This window comes from Roseimicrobium sp. ORNL1, from assembly GCF_011044495.1.
GTDB lineage: Bacteria > Verrucomicrobiota > Verrucomicrobiia > Verrucomicrobiales > Verrucomicrobiaceae > Roseimicrobium.
Genome location: NZ_CP049143.1, coordinates 5,362,190 through 5,380,409, shown reverse-complemented (window position 1 = coordinate 5,380,409; position 18,220 = coordinate 5,362,190). Strand labels below are relative to the sequence as shown.

The window sequence follows — 18,220 nt, the reverse complement described above, 5'->3', positions numbered from 1 at the left end:
CGACGTGGCGATTTGCCCTGTGTGCAAGGAGGCGCAGGTTCAGCCTGATCGATATCCCCAAGTTTCAATCCAATACATGCCTCAAGGAAACGGTAGTTCGTTCGGTCGAAGCTGAGTCTTTCTTCTCTAAACGCAGGGTTCCCCTCTGGCGGTGTGTTCAACAAGCAGTTTAGGGGGTGGCAGCCATGTTCCAAGCTTCGCTTGCCGCAGCAAATTCAGTCCTGCCCTCACGCACTCTGCGTGCGAGGGACAGGGTGTTTTCTACGAAGGTGTCCCAGTACGGGGAATCGGCGATGCTGGTTCGCACGACGAAAGCGAGGTGGGTGGGGCTCTCTGGGCTGCTGTTGCCGGTGGTATTGCCGACGTTTCCCAGCAGGCGGTCCAGGGCTTCTTCGAAGACGGTGTTGGGAAGCCAGGGGCTGAGGGAGCCGTGTTCGTAGGGAGTTAAGGGAAGCATGCCGAGGCCGGTGGTCTTGGTGGGATCGGGGAGGCGGAAGTCGTGGGGGGAGGGGCGGTAGGCGCGGAGGGGGATGGAGGTTCCGTCGGGGATGAGACCGGTGCCGCGTTCGGAGGCCAGGAGGCGGGGGACTTCGGGCATGCGTTCCAAGGTTAGGTCGAGGCGCACGCCTTCTTCTTCGAGCAGACGCATGACGGCGTTGCTTAGATAGCGATCACCGCCGCGGTAGCTGGCGGGGGTGGTGCCGAATACGGCTCGGTAGGCGGCGATGGAGGAGCGCACGCAGTGGAGCACCCAGGCTTCATCGGCGTGGTCCTGGCACCAGTCACCGGTCCGCTCGTCCCAGCGCCAGGGGTGCATGTGGAGGCCGATCTCATCACCGGCGGAGAGTACCCTATCCCAGTCCTTGCGAAAATGCTCCAGCGCCCAAGTCGCGGAGCCATTGGCTTTTTCCACCTGGGGATCCGCGCGGGGAAACCAGGTGAATTTCACTGGGGCTCCATCTGCGGTGGCGGACAGGAGCTTTCGCAGTTCTTCTGCTTTCTTGAAGAACTTTGGCGTAGAGTCCCAAGAGGGATTGTTCAAGTCAACGACTCGCGCATCAGGCTCGACGTCGACTCCGATGATCACTGGCACGGCGGGGCCTGTGTAGGGGTGCAGAGCCATCCTCGCGCGGCTGAGGTCATCCAGCAGCTTGAGCCTGGAGCGTCGCAGGTCTGCTACTTCCGCGTGCAATCCTTCAATCTGGCGGAGCCTCCCTTCGCAGAGATTTTCGAGAACGGTTGCTCGCTGCTGTTCTTGTTTTGTTTTGGCAGAGGCTAGTTGAAGTTTCTCAGCCGTTTGCTGCTGCTTCTTTTCGGTGTGGGCGAGCTTTTCCTCCAACTTTTCCTTCAGGCGTGCGGTCTCGGCCTGATGATGGGATCTGGAGACCAGGGGGAATTTCATTGGTTGTTCTTTAAGATGCCAAACAGGAAGCGGGATGGCGTTCTAACAGTTCGTTGTGCGTTTTGTGTTCTCAAGAGGGAAGGTTGTCATCCATCCGGTGGAATGGTTCGTGGTGCGGGCGTTGGGTGGTGGATTCCGATGGAGATTTCCAAAGGGGCAGGAAGAGAACGCTCCGTTCAAAGCGGTGTCGCGGCCTCAAGGGAGGCCTATGCCACCGCACTCCACGACGCAAAGTGACTTGGTGCATGGAGTTGGTGTGCACTGCGCGATCTCCCTGTTGATGCCGTCCGCGGTTTCTTGGCTTGGGCGCAGGTGCTTAGCCGAATCTTATACCTTCAGGAGGCTCTCGATGGTTTTGAAGCGGCCCAATGTTGCCTGTGGCGCGATTGCTTTTTTGCTCTAAATTATCGCTAGCAGCTCATGAGAGCAGTTTTCCCATCCTCCTATGAAATCCGAACTCTTGATTATCCGGAAATGTGGTTGGACTCCCTGGCTGGCTGTTCTCTGTGCCGCATTCCTTGGTGCGGGCGTGGTGCCGTCTGTTGTCGCGCAGGACAAGGACAAACCGGATCCCGGAGCGCCGGAACTGAAGAGGGCCATGAGTGGATTGCTCAGTGCCATCAAGGACGGGAATGACACGAAGATCGCGGAGTTGACGGCGAAGGTGCTGCCGGATGCGACGAAGGTTGCGAAAGGACTGGGGCCGGGAGCGGAGGTGGAGGGGCGGCAGAAGGTCCAGGCGTTTCATGAGCGCATGCCGAAGGATGGACCGGCACTGGCGCGGCTGTTCTCGGCGAAACCGACGCAGACGGAAGTGCAGGTGCATGCGGCGACGACGGAGGAAATGGCGGCGTACGAAGCCGGGTCGGCTGCCTTCAAGGAATTCCCTGCGGCCGTGAAGGGGCTGGCGGCGAAGGGTGTGTTCGTGCCGGGGAAAACGTACTACGAAGTGGAGTTTCTGGAGCCAGGAAATGAGGCAGGGATGAAGTACCACCTTTTCTACTGGGACGGGAGCGGCTGGAGCATGCTGGGCCCGGTGTGGCGGATGCTGCAGTGACGGGCTTGAGGCTTGAGGACTTTGTGGGGGTATGCCTGAAAGGCTTCTGGAGAAGCCTTCTACGTTCTCCCATGTTGACCAGCATGCGCGGCCCTCTACTCTGCGCGGCTCATGGCTGATTTTCTGCGACAGTTGCTCGCTCCCGGTACGAAGGCGCCTCGGTGGTTCACCGCGGTGGTGGTGGCATGCCTGGCGGTCGCGGCGTGGTGGTATGTGGCACGGGCCATCCAGCACGGCACGGAGGTGTCCAGCACCATCGACAAGCAACTCGCCTATGAGCGGCAGCACATTTACGGAGGGAGTTTTGAGGCCCAGGAGAAGGCCGGCAGGCCGTTGCGCTCCTTCGACATGAATGACCAGCGGGTGTACATGAACTACGCGCAGAACCTGCGTGAGCATGGCATCAGCCAGTTCACCACCCGCATGCGCATGCCGATGTACATGTGGCTGTTGGCGTTTGCAGCGCCCGAGGTGAAGATGGAGCCCACCATCGAGGCGCAGCGGCAGTATGTTTCCGACTTCTTCCCCACGGCGCGGGCGTTCAATATCTACCTGTCGCTCGCCTGCCTGGTGCTCATGTTTTTTGTCTTTCGTGGGTGGCTGGGGAACTGGCTGGCCGTGGCGTTCATCCTGGTGGCGGCCTTCCAGCTTTACATGCTGAAGTCTCCCTACGTGCAGCCGGAGATCCTGCTCACGACTTTGATCACCGTCGGCACATTCATGGTGGTGAAGACGCTGCATGAGCCCACGTGGAAGAATGCGCTCGTCTGTGGACTTGTCCTGTGTGCGTGGCACCTGACGAAGGCCAATGCGCTGGTGGCGCTGGGCCTCATGGGACTGATCCAGGGGCTACAGCTTCTCTGTGCGAGGGACTGGCCGCGGAGGAGGGCCATTGTGATCGCGGGATTGGTGACGCTGGGTGCCTATATCCTGCCGATGTCCCAGTACCTGTACACGTCGTGGAAGCTGTTCGGCGATCCCTTCCACAATGTGCAGAGCAAGTACTACATGTGGGCGGAGGACACGCAGCAGAAGCATGAGCTGCAAAAGATGGGCCTCGATCGCGACCTCTCGCTCGTTGACAAGGATGGAGACGGAAAAATCGATCACCCCGAGGCACTGCCCACGGCAAAGAATTACTGGAATCAGCACACCTGGCCGCAGATCAAGAAGCGCTTCGTGAAGGGCGTCTCCATGATGTTCACGAACAACTACGACGAGTACACCGCCATCCACTGGCTACAAATCATGTGGGCTGGGATTGTGGTGTGGGCTGCTTCACGGCGGTGGAATGAGGCAGTCTTCGGCACGTGGTCGTGGAGTGGGGGCATCTTGTTCCTGGCCGCCTTTCTCACCGTGCTGGTCTACCTCTTTGGCTGGTTCACACCGCTGAAGGTGGGGCCGCGACTGCTCAATTCCATTTCGCTCGTGCCGCTTTTGTTCTGCATGACTGCCGTGGCGGCCATGCTGCGACGTGATTCGTTCAAACTGGGAAGCTGGACCATCTCCACCACCAAGGCGCTGACGCTGGTGTTTCTTGCTTTCTGGCTTGTACTGACATTGCTCCAACTCCCGTATGACCTTCAGAACGGCTACTTTGCCGGGTAAAAGCGGGGATCTTGTGTGATGGTTAATTTGTAGGGGAAATGAATTAACGAGGCTTTCCCTGTCGTTTTGTATCCCGTCTCCTCACCTGTATATTACCCCGCTCCCTTACCCATGCCGACCGCTTCCGCTGCCAGCTTGAGCCCCGACGACGCTTCTGATCAGCCCATTCCTGCGAACCGCACCCCACGCACTTCACTTTTGGGGTGGGCGTCCGCAGTGGGGATCATTGTGGTGTTTGCCCTGGGGCTCTACATGTACCCGCCTCTGCAAAATGCTGGACGTGAGGTGCCCACGCCGACTTGGGCGCTCTTCTTCGGCAGGTTCCATCCCATCGCGGTGCACGTGCCAGTGGGTGTGCTCTTTTTGGCGGCGCTCATGGATGTGCTGGCCATCCGCCGCAGTCCTCTGGGCGACGCACTGAAGCCGGCGATCACCTTCATCATGGGTGTAGGCGCGCTGGGCGCGGTGTTTGCGGTGATTCTTGGGGTGCTGCTCTCCCGCGAGGGTGGTTATGACAGCGCGACTTTCCAGGCACACCAGACGCTGGGCCTTGCCACGGCGGTGCTCGCGATTTTGTCCTTTGTGTTCAAGCTCATCACCGACTCCAGCGGTCGCATTCCCATCATGCATCGCTTTTTCATGGTGAGCACGCTGGCCGTGATGAGTGTGGGTGCACACCTCGGGGGCAACATGGTGCATGGTCCGGACTACCTGCTCGACCACGCCCCCCCTGTGGCACAGACCTCGGTGGAGAAAGGGGAGGAGTGGCTGCTGTCTTTCTTCGGGCCTCTGCGCAAGGATACCCAGACAGCGGAGAATGGCGCTCCTGAGCAGGGAAATGACCATCCGCAGACCGCGGTGGCCAACGGAGATCCCTCAGACCCCACAGTGTATGCCGCGCTGGTGGCTCCGGTGGTGCAGAACTATTGCTACGGCTGCCATGGCGCTGACAAGGACAAGGGCGGCCTCCGCCTTCACACCCATGAGCTCATGCTCAAGGGCGGTGACAAGGGGTACAACGTGGTGCCTGGCCAGGCGGACAAGAGCCTGATGATCACCACCATGCTCATCCCGGTGGATGATGATCCGGATGACATGCACATGCCTCCGAGCAACAAGTCCCAGCCCAAGAAAGAGGAGGTTGCCCTGCTGAGCTGGTGGGTGAAGGAAGGTGCCAGCAAGGACCTGAAGCTGTCCGAGGCGAAGGCCAGGATCCCCGCCGAGCTGAATGGCACCGTGGAGACGTTGCTTGCCAAGGCGAAGTCCGGTTCCGGTGGCAGCACGCCGCCCGCGTTCCTGGTGATGGCTGAGGCAGCGGCCCAGGTGGACCCTGCCGTGGCTGAGGCGATGAAGAAAATCAACGGCTCCGGCGCGAGCCTGGCGCCCATCGCCGCAGACGCGAAGCAACTCCGCTTCACTGCATTGAATGTGGCCAAGGACTACGCAGACGCGAACCTGAAGGACCTTGAGCCGGTTGCCGCGAACATCGTGGCGCTGGATCTGGCCCGCACCAAGGTCACGGATGCCGCCTGCGACAGCATCGTGAAGATGACGAACCTCAAGGAACTGCATCTCGAAAACACCGCCATCACGGACACGGGCGTTGAGAAGCTCAAGAGCCTGGCCAATCTGGAATACCTCAATCTCTATGGCACCAAGGTGACGGACAAGGTCTTCACCAACCTTGAGGCACTCGGCAAGTTGAAGTCTGTCTACCTGTGGCAGACGGGCGTGACTCGCCCCGCGGCGGAGGCCTACAAGGCCAAGCACGCTGCCATGCTGGTGAACACCGGCTGGACGGACGCAGACAACGCCAAGGCGGTCGCCGCTGTGGCACCTGCACCTGCTGCCGCACCCGCAGCGGCTCCCACTGCTCCTGCTCCGGCCACGCCAGCGAAACCTGCTGCGGCCCCTGCGCCTGCTGCTGCCACTACGGCGGCTGGCAAAGTCGAAGGCACGGCCCTTCCCAAGGCTGGCGACCCCAATGCCAAGGTTTTTGCCGACGTGGTGCTGCCCATTCTCGAAGCCAAGTGCGTGGCTTGCCACGGCACGGAGAAGTCCAAGGGCAAGCTGAAGCTCCACACCTTCGCCGATGCGCTCAAAGGCGGCAGCGATGGTGAGACCACGGTCATCGGCGGCAATGTGAAGGACAGCCTGCTGCTGGTGCGCTCGAAGCTTCCGGTGGATGATGACGACCACATGCCGCCGAGCGATGAGCCCCAGCTCACCAAGGCGGAAATCGCCCTGCTAGAGTGGTGGATCGCGGAAGGCGCCAAGGATGACCTGACCGTCGCTGCGGCAAAGAAGTCCCCGGAGATCGACGCCTTCCTGAAGGGTCTCGCGAGCTCGAAGCCTGCGGCGAATGCCGTGGCCAAGAAAGACGAGAAGCCCAAGGCCAAGCCGCTGACGGATGCGGAGAAGAAGGCGGTGGCGGAAGTTACCGCGAAGATGACCGCACTGAATGCCACGCTGATGCCGCTCGCGCTGGACACCGAGCAGCTTCGCTTCGGATGTGTGAATGCCGCGGATAAGTTTGGTGACAAGGAACTGGCTGAGCTGGCTCCTGCCGCCCCGCATATTGCCTGGCTGGATCTCGGCCGCAGCAAGGTGACGGACGCTGGTCTGGCCACGGTCGGCAAGATGCCCGCGCTGCAGCGCCTGCATCTGGAAAACACCGCCGTGACGGATGCCGGTCTCGCGCAGCTGGCGGGTCTGCAAAACCTTGAGTACCTCAATCTCTACGGCACCAAGGTGACGGATGCCGGTATTGCGAAACTCGCTGCCAACAAGGCGCTGAAGAAACTCTTCGTGTGGCAGACCGCGGTGACGAAAGATGCCGCCAAGAAGCTCGAAGGCGCGGTGCCCGGGCTCGTGGTGAACGTGGGTCTCAGCGAAGCGGAGATTGCGAAGCTGATTGAAGCTGCCAAGCCCCCGGCTCCTCCTGCTCCCGAGCCCAAGAAGGAAGAAAAGAAGCCCGAGCCGAAGAAAGAGGAGAAGAAGCCTGAGCCTCCAAAGCCTGCGGCGACTCCGGCCCCTGCGCCTGCACCCGCTGCTCCTGCCAAGCCTGAAGCCAAACCCGCCACCACCCCAGCTCCTGCTCCCGCTGCCACACCAGCCCCCGCGCCAGCTCCGGCCGCACAGCCGAAATCGGCTGATGCACCGCCAACGGCTGCACCCGCCGCGGCTCCGGCAGCGAACAAGAAATGATGAAGCAGCTCTTGCCCGAGTGAGCTTCCTCATGGAGGGCGAATGGCTCCCTCCTTACCCCGCTCTTCGCGGAACCTCACCCAGGTTCCGCGTCTAACGTTTTCCCTGACTCCCCGTTTTCTTTTGTGATGCCGATTTCACGTTCCATTCTCCTTTTCTCCTCTGCGGTGACCTGCCTCTCCATGACAGGTTGCGATCGAGTGGGCGAGAGGGTGCAAATCAAGGAGACACGCGAGATCTCCAAACATTCCACACGCCCTCCGATTGGAACGTCCAGCGCGAGCCGGTTCCCGCAGCTTGAGCAGGAAGCGCCTCCTGAGATGGCGCCGCCTGAGACGCCTGCGGCCGAGCAGATCTTTGAATGGATCACTCCGACTGGGTGGGTCTCGGTGAAACCGAGCGGCGCAGCCCGGGGCATCCGGTGGCTGGACATGCGATTCGGTCCGAACCAGGAGGGCCAGTGCTTCCTGAGCATCCTCGCCGGTGGGGGTGGTGGCATGGAAGCCAACGTGAACCGCTGGCGCGCCCAGATGGGGCTGCCGCCTTACACACCGGAGGAATTTGCCGCCCTTCCCAAGAAGCCCTTATTCAACAATGAGGCCCGGTTTGTGTCTTTTGATGGTGACTTCACCGACATGGGCAAGGCGGAAGCGGCGAAGGACTACCGCATGCTCGGCATTCTCCATGCCGATGAAAAGTTTATGATCTTTGTCAAAATGGTGGGGCCGAAAGCACTAGTGAAGGAGAACGAAGCCGCTTTCGATGAATTCAGCCGCTCGCTCCAGCTCAAGGTTCAACGATGAAAAAAGACTCTGTGACTGCCCCCAAGGCCCCCTCGTTCCCCTCGAGGGTGTTTAATATTTTTGCATCGTTCGGCTTTGCCGTGGTGGTGCTCACGCTGCTGTTGCTCATGACGTTCCTCGGGACGCTGGAGCAGCTTGAGCATGGTCTCTATGAGAGCCAGCGGAAGTATTTCGAGTCCTGGTACATCTACAATATCGACATCGACTGCTGCCTCCGTGCGATGCAGATTCCCTATGAAGGGGAGTGGGTGCTGCCCATTTTCCTGCCCGGTGGTGGACTGCTGATGGGCCTGCTGGCTCTGAACATGATCTGCGGTGGTATCACCCGCATCATCCTGCGCATTCGCGCGGGCCTGAAGAACAGCGTCATGCCAAACTTCGGCCTCATTGGCGTGCTCATTGCGCACGTCTCCGTGGTGTTCATGCTGCTGGCGGGCCTCGTGTCCTTGCTTGGAAAGTCCGAGGGAGCCGTGTGGGTGACGGAGAATCAGACCGTGGATGAGTTCAACGCGTTTCACGTCAGCGCCATCCAGATTGAAAAGCTCGAACCCGCTCCCAAGGACGGCAAGAGGGTGGCGATGATGATTCCTGACAGCCAGTTTGACGATCTCACCAAAGGAAAAGCGCGCACGTTCTACAACGACAGCCTTCCCTTCGACCTCATGGTGATGAACTACATGCCGAACAGCACGGTCCGCCCCGCGAAGCCGTCGGATCCGCAGAGCATGGTGGTGGATGGTTTCATCCTCCAGGAACTGCCTGTGCGCGATGCCGAAGGGAAGCCGCTGCAGCATGAGCAACTCGTCAACGGAGCCTACGTGAAGGCTATCGATAAGAAGACCAAGGCGGAGCACCTGGGCATCGTCTTCCGCCTTGAGCGCGCGCCCTGGACCGTGACCATTGGTGATGAATCCTACGGCGTGAGCATCGGCCGCCGCCAGTATCCCCTGCCGTTTGAGGTGAAGCTGGACAAGTTCGTGCGTGAAACGCATCCCGGCACGAACATGGCGAGGAAGTTCACCAGCCATGTGACGGTGATCCGTGACGGAAAGTCCGAGGAGAAGGTGATCACGATGAATGAGCCGCTGCGGTATGGCGGGTACGCCTTCTTCCAGAGCTCCTTCGACGCGGAAGCCGCCGACCACGGAGGCCAGCAGTCCTCCATGTTCCAGGTGGCGAGCAATCCCTCCGACCACTGGCCATTGATTGCACTCATCGCCGCGATGATCGGGCTGTTGATGAACCTTGTCTGGCATCTGCTGAAATTCCTTGGCCAAAGCGCACGGAAGACAGCGCCTGTGGCGCCGCCGAGTGTCTAAGAACCTGTAGCCCCTGTCTTCGCCCAGCCTTCTCCTTCCATGAAAGCTTCCCGTCTGACGACGAACCTCACGGCGTGTGTTGCCGCCTTGGTTCTCCTGCCGCTGCTCGCCAATGCCCAGCAGGCGGAAACTCAAACTCCCGCCAAGCCGGCGGATCCTCACGCGTCCGCCGCGGCTCCTGCCGTTGCACCTGCATCTCCAGCAGCACCAGAGGCTGCGCCTGTACCCGCAGCAGCACCAACACCTGCAGCGACCACGACTGCTCCTGCGGAACCTGCCGCCGCGAAACCGGTGCCTTTGATCTCACTGGAAACGCTGCTGGATCCCGAAGTGGTAAACACCATGGCAAGGATACCCGTGCAACAGCACGGTCGCATCAAGCCGCTGGAGAGTGTGGCGCGTACCACGCTGCTACTGCCGATGCATGGCAAGCAGAGCCTCCGTGCGGAGAAGTTCAATGAAGCAACGGGCAAGGTCGAGCCGGTGCTCGATCCGCAGACCGGGAAGCCGGTGGTGAATGCGAAGGGCAGCGCGAAGCTCAGCGCCATGGAGTGGCTGCTCATCACGCTCTTCCGCCCGGACATCGCAAAAGAGCTCAACGTCTTCGTGGTGGACAACTCGGACGCGGTGGTGATCCTGAACCTGCACGGCAAGGGCAAGCGGGACCGCTATTCCTACAATGAGATTTCCGAGGGGCGTGAGAAGCTCGCGGAAAAAATGGAGGAGTTCCGCGGCGTGGATCCGCAAACGCTCTCACCGGAGTACCGTGCCATCTACAAGCTGAGCCAGGACTTCCTGGACTTTGAGCTGATGCTGGGTCACCTCGATTTCGCCCGGCAGCCGTTTGGCGATCAGATCAGCAAGGTGCCTGCGGAGATCCTTTCTCCTGCGGATGACCCCAATCCGTCCATTGCCACCCTGCTGCCCAAGGTGGCGGCCTACCTCAAGGAGCATCCTGATGCGGCCGCACCTGCAATAAACCGGTGGTTCTTCCATTTCTACCGCAGTCTTCTGTCCGCGAGGATGAACAGTGTGCCTCAGGAACAGCTCAACATCTTCCCGCCGGACGACAAGAAACTTGAGAACTGGAAAAGTCCGGGTGTCCTCATGGAGGAAGTGGTGCTGAAGGGTGGCGAGCTTTCCCCGCACGAGTACGCCATGCTGGGCGCCTATGGCGAGCTGGGACGTGTGGCAGGCACGGCGAGCAGTGGTGAATTCAAGACGAAGGTCCATGAAGCGGTGGACCTGCTGACCAAGGCGGCGGCGGAGCGCGGGCAGTCAGGACACATCGGCATGGAGATTGGGTTGCATCGAGCGGACTACTTCACGAATGCGCTGTACATGTTCATCCTTGGTGCCCTCGCCCTCGCTTTGAGCTGGGTGTCACCGGGTGGCTTGTGGGAGAGGATCTGCAAGGTCATCTGCTGGGTCTCGATGATCAGCGGCGCGGCGCTGGGAACGGTCGGTATCACCATCCGCAGCCTGATCATGGAGCGTCCGCCGATCACGACCCTGTATGAGACCATCATCTTCATCACCACGGCCTCGGTGATTGGGGCGCTGCTGGTGGAGTGGCTCAGCCGGCGCAAGGGTCTGGCGATGACGGTCGCCTGCATTGCGGGGGTGGCGGGCATGTTCCTCTCGATCCGCTTCTTCGAAATGGAGGGCAAGGACAGCCTGGTGCAGCTTCAGGCCGTGCTGATCACCAACTTCTGGCTCGCGACGCATGTGCCGTGCATCAATCTTGGCTACGCGTGTGGCATGGTGGCTGCCATCTGCTCCATGGTGTACGTCACCCGCCGTGTCTTTCGCATCACGAAAGCAGGTGACGAGGACGCACGGACACTGACGCGCATCTCGTACGCGTTTGTGCTTACCGGTCTCTTCCTCTCGCTGGTAGGCACCGTGCTCGGTGGCATCTGGGCAAACTACTCCTGGGGGCGATTCTGGGGCTGGGATCCGAAGGAGAATGGCGCCCTTATGATTGTGCTCATGAATCTGATCATCCTCCACGCGCGGCTGGGCGGCTACATTCGCGAGGCTGGTTTCCATGTAGCCTGTGTGGTGCTGGGCATGATCACCATCTTCTCATGGTTCGCCACAAACCAGCTTTCCTTCGGCTTGCACAACTATGGTGAAATGAGCGGAGCCTGGAGGTGGCTCTACACCATTTGGGGAGTCCTGGCCGGCTATGTGGTGGTCGGGATGATTCTTGCGCGTGTGGACAAAAAATCCCGCACCGGTGGTGGTGGCACTACCGGCGCGTCATCGCGTGAAGAGCAAAAGACAGGGCGTGCTCTGCATCCGCAGGCTGCTGCCAAATAATGACATCCTCCCACTGGGAGTCATCCCAGTGGGGAAAGTACACGGGCCTGCCCTGCGATTCGATGCGGGCATGTACCCGTGTGATCAGCAGTTTGGTCGCATAGGGCAGGGCGGCGGCAAAGACTTGTCCGCCGCCGATGCATACAAGCTCTGTCTGCCCGGCTGCTTCCGCCATGGCGATGGCCTGCGGCACGGAAGAGACGACACGCCCGATTTCAGGATCCCACCCGCAGCGTGAGCTGAGCACGAGAGGCATATGACCGGTGCGGAACCAGCCACGCATTTCTTCATACGTCGTGCGCCCAAGGAGCAGCCACTTGTCGGCGGTGTATTCCCGGAAGTGGGCAGTATCCCGGGGCAGCTTCCACGGAATGCCGCGTGCATCCGCCAGCAGGCGGTTCTCGTCGATGGCGGCGATAAGGGTGAGGAGCATCGGGAGTTGATGGTTTTTGGTTGATAGTTGATAGCCTGAGAGTGCTCGCGCGGATTCTGAAGCGCGAACGAGTCATCGCATTAATCGCAGTCGCGATCTCCGCCCGAAATTTTTCAGGCTATCAACTATCAACCATACTCCATCAACTTCTGGTCACCTCCCAAACACGCGCGACCGTCCCTCGTTCAGTACGTGCACGGTGTGATCGAGGCTGGCATCGGCCTTGGTGCGGAAACGCTGCACTGGCTCGTGGATGGGCTCACCGCTGATGGGGAAGGTGCCGTAGTGCATGGGCACAATATGGCGTGCAGAGAGCATGTCTGCCGCTACGAGGGCCTCTTCGGGGTTCATGTGCACCGGGCGGCCGCTGGGCGGTTCATACGCGCCGATGGGCATGAGCGCGATGTCGATGGGTGAACGCTTCGCGATGTCCTGGAAGCCATCGAAGAGAGAACTGTCTCCACAGTGGAAGATGGTGTGTCCGCTCCTGCGCTCCGTGATGAGGTACCCGCCGAACTTGCGGTAGGTGTCGTGGATGAAGCGCGCGCCCCAGTGTTTGGTGGGCGTGAAGGTGATGTCGAGCGTGTCCACGCGCAGCGTCTGCCAGTAGTGCATCTCAATCACCCTACTGAAGGCGCAATTTTTCACAATGCTGCCGACACCTTCTGGAACAATGATCGGCTGACCGGCGGCGATGGAACGTAAACTGGGGAGATGAAGGTGGTCGAAATGCGCGTGCGTGATGAGCACGAGATCGATGTATGGGAGGCTGCGCGCCACCAGGCTGGGGTGACTGACGCGTTTGATGGGCCCCAGCCAGAGCGCCCACACCGGATCCACGAGGATATTTTTGCCACCTACTTGCAAAAGAAAACCGGCGTGACCCAGCCAGGTCACACCGGTTTCGTGATTCTCAAGGTCTGCGCGGAAGGAAAACTCTCCGCCGGCCTGTCGTGGAGCCAGCAAGTGGGGGATGAGCACGTCGCTGAAGAACTTCAGGTTGCGCTCCCGCCAGCCCTTGCTGGGCAGCAGACCCACCTTGTTGGTGTTGTGCCCGTTGGCGCTGGCGGTAGAGGAGCCTTGAGCCGTCTGGCTCTGGCGCCGCGCACGCGCTTTCTGGCTGAAGGATCGGAAATTGAGGTCGTGAAGCATTTCCAGCAGGGGCTGAGGGCAGGAAAAGTGCCGAAGGTGTTGGAAAGTCTAGGTTTTCTGGTTCAGGATGACAACAATCATTTCAGGTCTCGAAATCTTCCTTTTCTCGAGCGATGACGACTTCAGAAACTCAACCAGTGGAGAGCAAAAGCGGATTAAGGAAGCTGATCCGCGAGAGGATGCGTGCCAGTTCACTTGAGGAACGCGCGGCGTGGTCTGAATCCGTGCTTAGCCATTTGCAGCAGCGCCCTGATTGGGTGCGGCCGGGTGGTGTGGTGACGTTGTTCGGAGGCATGGCTTCAGAGCCGAATCTCCTGCCACTCCTTTCGTGGTTGCAGGGGATGGGTATGCGCACGGCGTTTTTTGCCATTGAGGGGGAGGTCATGACCCCCTACCTCATTGAGGATGAGCAGGATCTGGTGCCTGGCGTACTCGGTGTCCTGGAGCCGTGGCGAAATGCGCGAAACCGGCTCAAGCTCGAAGACGTGTCCGTGGCATTGGTGCCCGGGGTGGCTTTTTCTTCGGTGGATGGCACCCGCCTCGGCCGTGGCAAAGGGCACTATGATCGCGCCCTTGAAAAGATGCAGGACATTTGCGTACGCATTGGCGTCTGCTTCCACATGCAAGTGCTGCCCGCTGTGCCTGCGGAGGGACATGATCGCCGTGTGCAGGCCATCGTGACGGAGCAGGGGTGGATGGAACTGTCACACTGACGCAGAATGGCCGCCGTGCATTGGGTTGCGCGGCGTGGTCAGGACACGGTGCGATGCGAGGTGGTGTGAATCGTATCACACCACATCATCCTCTTTTATACCAGGGGCAGCTCGAGCCGGAAGTCCGGGACGCGCACGTACACCGCTTTGCCATTGGAGGTCTTTCCAAAGAAGGTGCCGGTGGCGATGCTGGGCTCGGCAATCACGTGGTAGCTGTTGTAGCTAAATGTCTGGCCGGGCTCGAGGCGGGGCTTCTCGCCCACGACGCCATCACCTTCCACCACGAGAGTCTCGCCGCCCTCGTCGGTGACGATCCATTTGCGTCCGACGATGGTCACGGTCTCGTCCGAATGATTGTGGATCGAGAGGTAATAGGCAAAGGGATGCGGCTTCTCCGGCGGCACCTGGAGATGCGGCAGATAGAGCACCTGGTCCACCGAGACGGAGAGTCCGGGGAGCTGTTCAAATTGTAGGGGCATGAGGGGGGATTTTACCCAAGATGAGACACTGCGCCAGTGGGGGTGTTCACGTGGCGGGAGTTTCTGGGTAAAATGAATTTTACCTGCCGGTCCAAGCTGCCGGACTCGCCGGCAGCCTGGGGCTTTGCGGAGCGGGGTTGTCAGACCGGTGGCTTGCCGCCCATAAGGTTGCTGAGCAGAGAGGGGAGCAGGTCGTCCAGCCCCTGCTGTTGCTCATTTTGTCCTTTGTCGAGTTTTCCTGCAGGCGTCAGTTTGTCGACGATCTGCGGCAGATAGCTGGCGAGGAATCCCGAGGCTTTGGATGGGTCGACTCCCAATTGGGAAGCGAGACCTTTTACCTGTTCGGAACCGAGCACGTCTTCTATCTGCGAGGCTTTGACAGACTGGTTCTCTCCCATGCCGACCCATGAGGAGAAAACTTCACCAAGTCCCCCTTGAGAGAACTTGCTCATCAGGCCCTGGAGGCCACCATTTTTCGCCAGCAAGCTGCTGAGCGCTGCGGCAAGCGGATCCTGTCCGCCTGCTGCTACTGCTGCATTGTCCTCTTTTTTACCGGTGAGGGTTTCGAGGAGGGTATCGATCATTCCCATGATGTAGTAGAGCTATGCTTTTTTCATCCTTGTGGACACGAGGCGATAGAGGATCAGCAGGATGACGGAGCCGATCGTCGCAGTGAAGATGCCATCGAGGTTGAAGGACCGGACTGCGCCCAATCCCATGAATCTCCCAAGGTAGCCACCGATGAGGGCACCGGCGATCCCAATGAGAATGGTGATAATGATGCCGCCGGGATCTTTTCCCGGCATGATGAGCTTGGCCAGCGCTCCGGCAATAAGGCCGAGGAGGATCCAATAAAGGATGTTCATATACGATACTTTGCTCGGATGTGTTTTAGAGCCGCCAGCGAATGAGCTGGCCATGATGAGCCGCAACGAGTGTTGAGGGGGCAATTGCCGAAGGTCAGCGCTTCAGTCGGGAGTTCTTGCGTTGGATGGAATGCGAACGCGTGAACGTTGTGCCAGATGGCGGTTATGAAGGAAAGTTAATCTAACGAATCGTGGTCATTATCCCAGATTCCGGAGGGGTATGGTATCTAAAAATGGCGACTTTCGCGTCTTTCCGGCTCCGGTGAACTCTTGAAATTGCAGCTTTCTTCAGAGGTGTTTAAAGTTTCGCAAGGCAGAGCAACAAAATGGTGTCGATAGTGCAACCTACTTTGAACTGGACTCCGTTCATGATCAGGAGTGCAATGCGGGAGAACCATATCCTGCCATGCTCGACCAAATTCTTTCTTTGCTCGGCGACAAGGCCGACTCCCTCTTGAAGCACGAGTGCAAGACGATCTCCAAGGAGATACTGCATCTTCCTGGACCAGATTGGGTGGACCGCATCTTCGCTCCCAGCGATCGCAACCAGAGGGTGCTGAACAACCTCAACTGGATGTACAACACGGGGAGACTCGCTGGAACTGGATACCTCTCAATTCTTCCGGTGGACCAGGGAGTGGAGCACTCCGCGGGCGCGAGCTTTGCGCCGAATCCGGAGTACTTCGATCCGGAGAATATCGTGAAGCTGGCCATCGAGGGTGGCTGCAATGCGGTGGCATCGACGTTCGGTGTTCTGGGCATGGTGTCGCGCAAATACGCGCACAAGATTCCTTTCCTGGTGAAGCTGAATCACAACGAACTGCTCACCTATCCGAATGTGTTCAAGGAGATTCCGTTTGGGACGGTGGAGCGCGCGTATGAGATGGGCGCGGCGGCGGTGGGTGCGACCATCTACTTTGGATCCGATGATGCCGGGCGTGAGATTGTGGAGATTGCCCAAGCCTTCTCACGTGCGCATGAGCTGGGCATGGCGACGGTGCTCTGGTGTTATCTGCGCAATCCGGAGTTCAAGAAGGACAAGGACTATCACGTGGCTGCGGATCTCACCGGTCAGGCGAATCATCTCGGTTGCACGCTTCAAGCGGACATCATCAAACAGAAGCTACCGGAGAATAACGGGGGCTTCCTGGCCTTGAACACCGGTGGCTCCAGCTATGGGAAACTGGACAAACGCATCTACTCTGATCTCTCCAGTGACCATCCCATCGATTTGTGCCGCTATCAGGTGGCGAATTGCTATCTGGGTCGCGCGGGATTGATCAACAGCGGCGGCGCCTCCGGGAAGAAGGATTTTGAGGATGCGGTGTACACTGCCGTGATCAACAAGCGCGCGGGTGGCTCGGGGCTCATTTCAGGTCGCAAGGCTTTCCAGCGTCCCATGAAGGAAGGGGCAGAGCTGCTGCAGCGGATCCAGGATGTGTACCTGTGCAAGGAGATCACGATTGCGTGACTTCGTTCCTTTAGGGGAGCATGTGCAGGATGAAGAGTCCCTTCGAAGTTGCAGCCTGAGGGGCTTTGGGAGTCCAGCCCAAGGCTCCCTGACCTTGGTCCCGCTTTGCGTATGAACGTCAGGTGAAGGATACGGAAGTGGTGCCGAAGGCCTTGGACTGCGCGCAGCCCTGCTGCCGTCTTCCAGAGTCCGTCCCGCTTCGCGGGACTGCGGCGATGGTGATACTCGCTCGCAGGGTGAAACGTCCAGAATACTTGGCGACTTCGTCGCGGTGAAGCGTGCAGCAGGCTGCACTTGAGGAAAGCGGCAGCAGGGCTGCACGCAGTCCAAGGACGCTGCGCGTCACAGCATCTTGATCGTTCGTGTCATGGCACGAACCTTGATGGAAGATTACTTTTCCCTTGAGTCCGGGCCTTCAGTGCGGAGGGGTAATCCTTTGCCATGAGCGTTGCTGCCAGCCCACCTGTCATTCTTATCATTGCCGGATCGGATTGCTCTGGGGGCGCGGGTATTCAGGCGGATCTCAAGACCATCACGGCATTGGGAGGCTATGCCATGACGGCCGTGACCGGGGTGGTGGCGGAGACGCCGCTCGTGGTCTCTCGCATCCAGCTCATCGATGCTGAGGTGGTGTATGAGCAGGTGAAGCTGCTGATGGACGCGTATCCGATTGCGGCGGCAAAGACCGGCATGCTGGGTGGCAAGGAGCAGATTGAAGCGGTGGTGTCTGCGTGGGAAGCTTCAGTGCATTCCAGTAAGAAAGTGCCGCTGGTGGTGGATCCGGTGATGGTGGCCACGAGTGGTGGGCGCTTGCTGGATGAGGATGCGGAAGAGGCGCTGGTGGGTAGATTGTTTCCTCACGCTTCTCTTATCACACCCAATCTCGATGAAGCTGCTGTCCTCGTGGGTGAGAAGATTACCACGCGGGAATCCATGGAACATCATGCGCTGGCGTTGAGTACGCGTCATGGCTGTGCAGTTTTACTGAAAGGCGGCCACCTCTCAGGAGATAGTGTGCCGGACGTGCTGGCCGCCGGCGGTGAGCTTCACTGGCTTGAGGGGCGTCGCATTGAGGGCGTGCATACGCATGGGACGGGATGCACGTACTCCGCGGCCATCGCTGCCGGGCTTGGCCATGGCTTGTCGATGTTGGACGCCGTGCGCCAGGGGAAGGAATTCGTCACGAACGCCATCGCCCATCATCACCGCTGGGGCACGATGGAGGCGCTGAATCAGACGATAGGAAAGTAGTCCGCCGAGCCTTCGGCGGTGGGGACCATGTCACTGAGCGAGGTTTGCGCGAGTGACGACTTCTCGGTGGTTCGAGGATCGAGGGATGTTCTCCCGCTACAATACAATGACCGCCGAGGCTCGGCGGACTACTT

Annotated in this window: 15 protein-coding genes; 9 read left to right on the top strand and 6 right to left on the bottom strand. The window is 59.6% G+C overall.

Going from position 1 to position 18,220, the window contains the following annotated elements:
* Window positions 1–169: 169 nt before the first annotated feature.
* On the bottom strand, window positions 170–1,402 hold the full coding sequence (locus tag G5S37_RS21705; RefSeq protein WP_165206582.1) for a hypothetical protein: 1,233 nt from the start codon (window positions 1,400–1,402) through the stop codon (window positions 170–172).
* Between the two features lie 445 nt (window positions 1,403–1,847).
* Between G5S37_RS21705 and G5S37_RS21700 the strand changes: the two genes are divergently transcribed.
* From G5S37_RS21700 to ccsA, 6 genes are all read left to right on the top strand, one after another.
* Window positions 1,848–2,459 carry a hypothetical protein gene (locus tag G5S37_RS21700; protein WP_165206580.1) on the top strand — a complete coding sequence of 204 codons (612 nt, stop codon included), beginning with the start codon at window positions 1,848–1,850 and terminating at the stop codon, window positions 2,457–2,459.
* A 111-nt stretch (window positions 2,460–2,570) separates the two neighbouring features.
* Window positions 2,571–4,067 carry a hypothetical protein gene (locus G5S37_RS21695; RefSeq protein WP_165206578.1) on the top strand — a complete coding sequence of 499 codons (1,497 nt, stop codon included), beginning with the start codon at window positions 2,571–2,573 and terminating at the stop codon, window positions 4,065–4,067.
* Between the two features lie 111 nt (window positions 4,068–4,178).
* A complete protein-coding gene (locus G5S37_RS21690; RefSeq protein ID WP_165206576.1) occupies window positions 4,179–7,274 on the top strand; it encodes a c-type cytochrome domain-containing protein in 3,096 nt (1,031 codons plus the stop codon).
* Between the two features lie 128 nt (window positions 7,275–7,402).
* Entirely contained in the window at window positions 7,403–8,077 is a 675-nt protein-coding gene (locus G5S37_RS21685) for a hypothetical protein (RefSeq protein WP_165206574.1), read from the top strand.
* Window positions 8,074–9,396, top strand: a complete 1,323-nt coding sequence (locus tag G5S37_RS21680; RefSeq protein WP_165206572.1) for a cytochrome c biogenesis protein ResB — start codon at window positions 8,074–8,076, stop codon at window positions 9,394–9,396. The genes G5S37_RS21685 and G5S37_RS21680 overlap by 4 nt, the downstream gene beginning before the upstream one ends.
* A 39-nt stretch (window positions 9,397–9,435) precedes the next feature.
* Window positions 9,436–11,721 carry a cytochrome c biogenesis protein CcsA gene (gene ccsA, locus G5S37_RS21675; protein WP_165206570.1) on the top strand — a complete coding sequence of 762 codons (2,286 nt, stop codon included), beginning with the start codon at window positions 9,436–9,438 and terminating at the stop codon, window positions 11,719–11,721.
* On the opposite strand, the gene G5S37_RS21670 is transcribed toward ccsA, so the two are convergent.
* Together G5S37_RS21670 and G5S37_RS21665 are read right to left on the bottom strand one after the other, a co-directional pair.
* Complete coding sequence (locus G5S37_RS21670; RefSeq protein WP_165206559.1) at window positions 11,651–12,154, bottom strand: dihydrofolate reductase; 504 nt, start codon at window positions 12,152–12,154, stop codon at window positions 11,651–11,653. The two genes, ccsA and G5S37_RS21670, sit on opposite strands and share 71 nt — an antisense overlap.
* A gap of 153 nt (window positions 12,155–12,307) precedes the next feature.
* Window positions 12,308–13,306: an MBL fold metallo-hydrolase gene (locus tag G5S37_RS21665; RefSeq protein WP_165206557.1), complete on the bottom strand. Its 999-nt coding sequence runs from the start codon at window positions 13,304–13,306 to the stop codon at window positions 12,308–12,310.
* Window positions 13,307–13,419: 113 nt separating this feature from the next.
* On the opposite strand from G5S37_RS21665, the gene G5S37_RS21660 reads away from it, so the two are divergent.
* Window positions 13,420–14,019, top strand: a complete 600-nt coding sequence (locus G5S37_RS21660) for a 5-formyltetrahydrofolate cyclo-ligase (RefSeq protein WP_276616977.1) — start codon at window positions 13,420–13,422, stop codon at window positions 14,017–14,019.
* A gap of 95 nt (window positions 14,020–14,114) precedes the next feature.
* On the opposite strand, the gene G5S37_RS21655 is transcribed toward G5S37_RS21660, so the two are convergent.
* The 3 genes from G5S37_RS21655 to G5S37_RS21645 form a co-directional block, all read right to left on the bottom strand.
* Window positions 14,115–14,498 (bottom strand): ApaG domain, encoded by a 384-nt coding sequence (locus G5S37_RS21655; RefSeq protein WP_165206553.1) that lies wholly within the window; start codon window positions 14,496–14,498, stop codon window positions 14,115–14,117.
* A 140-nt stretch (window positions 14,499–14,638) separates the two neighbouring features.
* A complete protein-coding gene (locus tag G5S37_RS21650; protein ID WP_165206551.1) occupies window positions 14,639–15,082 on the bottom strand; it encodes a YidB family protein in 444 nt (147 codons plus the stop codon).
* 18 nt (window positions 15,083–15,100) lie between these two features.
* Window positions 15,101–15,364: a GlsB/YeaQ/YmgE family stress response membrane protein gene (locus G5S37_RS21645; RefSeq protein WP_165206549.1), complete on the bottom strand. Its 264-nt coding sequence runs from the start codon at window positions 15,362–15,364 to the stop codon at window positions 15,101–15,103.
* Window positions 15,365–15,770: 406 nt separating this feature from the next.
* On the opposite strand from G5S37_RS21645, the gene G5S37_RS21640 reads away from it, so the two are divergent.
* Both G5S37_RS21640 and thiD read left to right on the top strand, forming a co-directional pair.
* Window positions 15,771–16,835: a class I fructose-bisphosphate aldolase gene (locus G5S37_RS21640; protein ID WP_165206547.1), complete on the top strand. Its 1,065-nt coding sequence runs from the start codon at window positions 15,771–15,773 to the stop codon at window positions 16,833–16,835.
* A gap of 441 nt (window positions 16,836–17,276) precedes the next feature.
* Window positions 17,277–18,086, top strand: a complete 810-nt coding sequence (thiD, locus tag G5S37_RS21635) for a bifunctional hydroxymethylpyrimidine kinase/phosphomethylpyrimidine kinase (RefSeq protein WP_165206544.1) — start codon at window positions 17,277–17,279, stop codon at window positions 18,084–18,086.
* Window positions 18,087–18,220 lie beyond the last annotated feature (134 nt).

What these genes read in the sequence shown, in the direction of transcription:
- G5S37_RS21705 (WP_165206582.1), bottom strand. Translation starts at nt 1,402, where the DNA reads ATGAAATTCCCCCTGGTCTCCAGATCCCATCATCAGGCCGAGACCGCA.
- G5S37_RS21700 (WP_165206580.1), top strand. Translation starts at nt 1,848, where the DNA reads ATGAAATCCGAACTCTTGATTATCCGGAAATGTGGTTGGACTCCCTGG.
- G5S37_RS21695 (WP_165206578.1), top strand. Translation starts at nt 2,571, where the DNA reads ATGGCTGATTTTCTGCGACAGTTGCTCGCTCCCGGTACGAAGGCGCCT.
- G5S37_RS21690 (WP_165206576.1), top strand. Translation starts at nt 4,179, where the DNA reads ATGCCGACCGCTTCCGCTGCCAGCTTGAGCCCCGACGACGCTTCTGAT.
- G5S37_RS21685 (WP_165206574.1), top strand. Translation starts at nt 7,403, where the DNA reads ATGCCGATTTCACGTTCCATTCTCCTTTTCTCCTCTGCGGTGACCTGC.
- G5S37_RS21680 (WP_165206572.1), top strand. Translation starts at nt 8,074, where the DNA reads ATGAAAAAAGACTCTGTGACTGCCCCCAAGGCCCCCTCGTTCCCCTCG.
- ccsA (WP_165206570.1), top strand. Translation starts at nt 9,436, where the DNA reads ATGAAAGCTTCCCGTCTGACGACGAACCTCACGGCGTGTGTTGCCGCC.
- G5S37_RS21670 (WP_165206559.1), bottom strand. Translation starts at nt 12,154, where the DNA reads ATGCTCCTCACCCTTATCGCCGCCATCGACGAGAACCGCCTGCTGGCG.
- G5S37_RS21665 (WP_165206557.1), bottom strand. Translation starts at nt 13,306, where the DNA reads ATGCTTCACGACCTCAATTTCCGATCCTTCAGCCAGAAAGCGCGTGCG.
- G5S37_RS21660 (WP_276616977.1), top strand. Translation starts at nt 13,420, where the DNA reads ATGACGACTTCAGAAACTCAACCAGTGGAGAGCAAAAGCGGATTAAGG.
- G5S37_RS21655 (WP_165206553.1), bottom strand. Translation starts at nt 14,498, where the DNA reads ATGCCCCTACAATTTGAACAGCTCCCCGGACTCTCCGTCTCGGTGGAC.
- G5S37_RS21650 (WP_165206551.1), bottom strand. Translation starts at nt 15,082, where the DNA reads ATGATCGATACCCTCCTCGAAACCCTCACCGGTAAAAAAGAGGACAAT.
- G5S37_RS21645 (WP_165206549.1), bottom strand. Translation starts at nt 15,364, where the DNA reads ATGAACATCCTTTATTGGATCCTCCTCGGCCTTATTGCCGGAGCGCTG.
- G5S37_RS21640 (WP_165206547.1), top strand. Translation starts at nt 15,771, where the DNA reads ATGCTCGACCAAATTCTTTCTTTGCTCGGCGACAAGGCCGACTCCCTC.
- thiD (WP_165206544.1), top strand. Translation starts at nt 17,277, where the DNA reads ATGAGCGTTGCTGCCAGCCCACCTGTCATTCTTATCATTGCCGGATCG.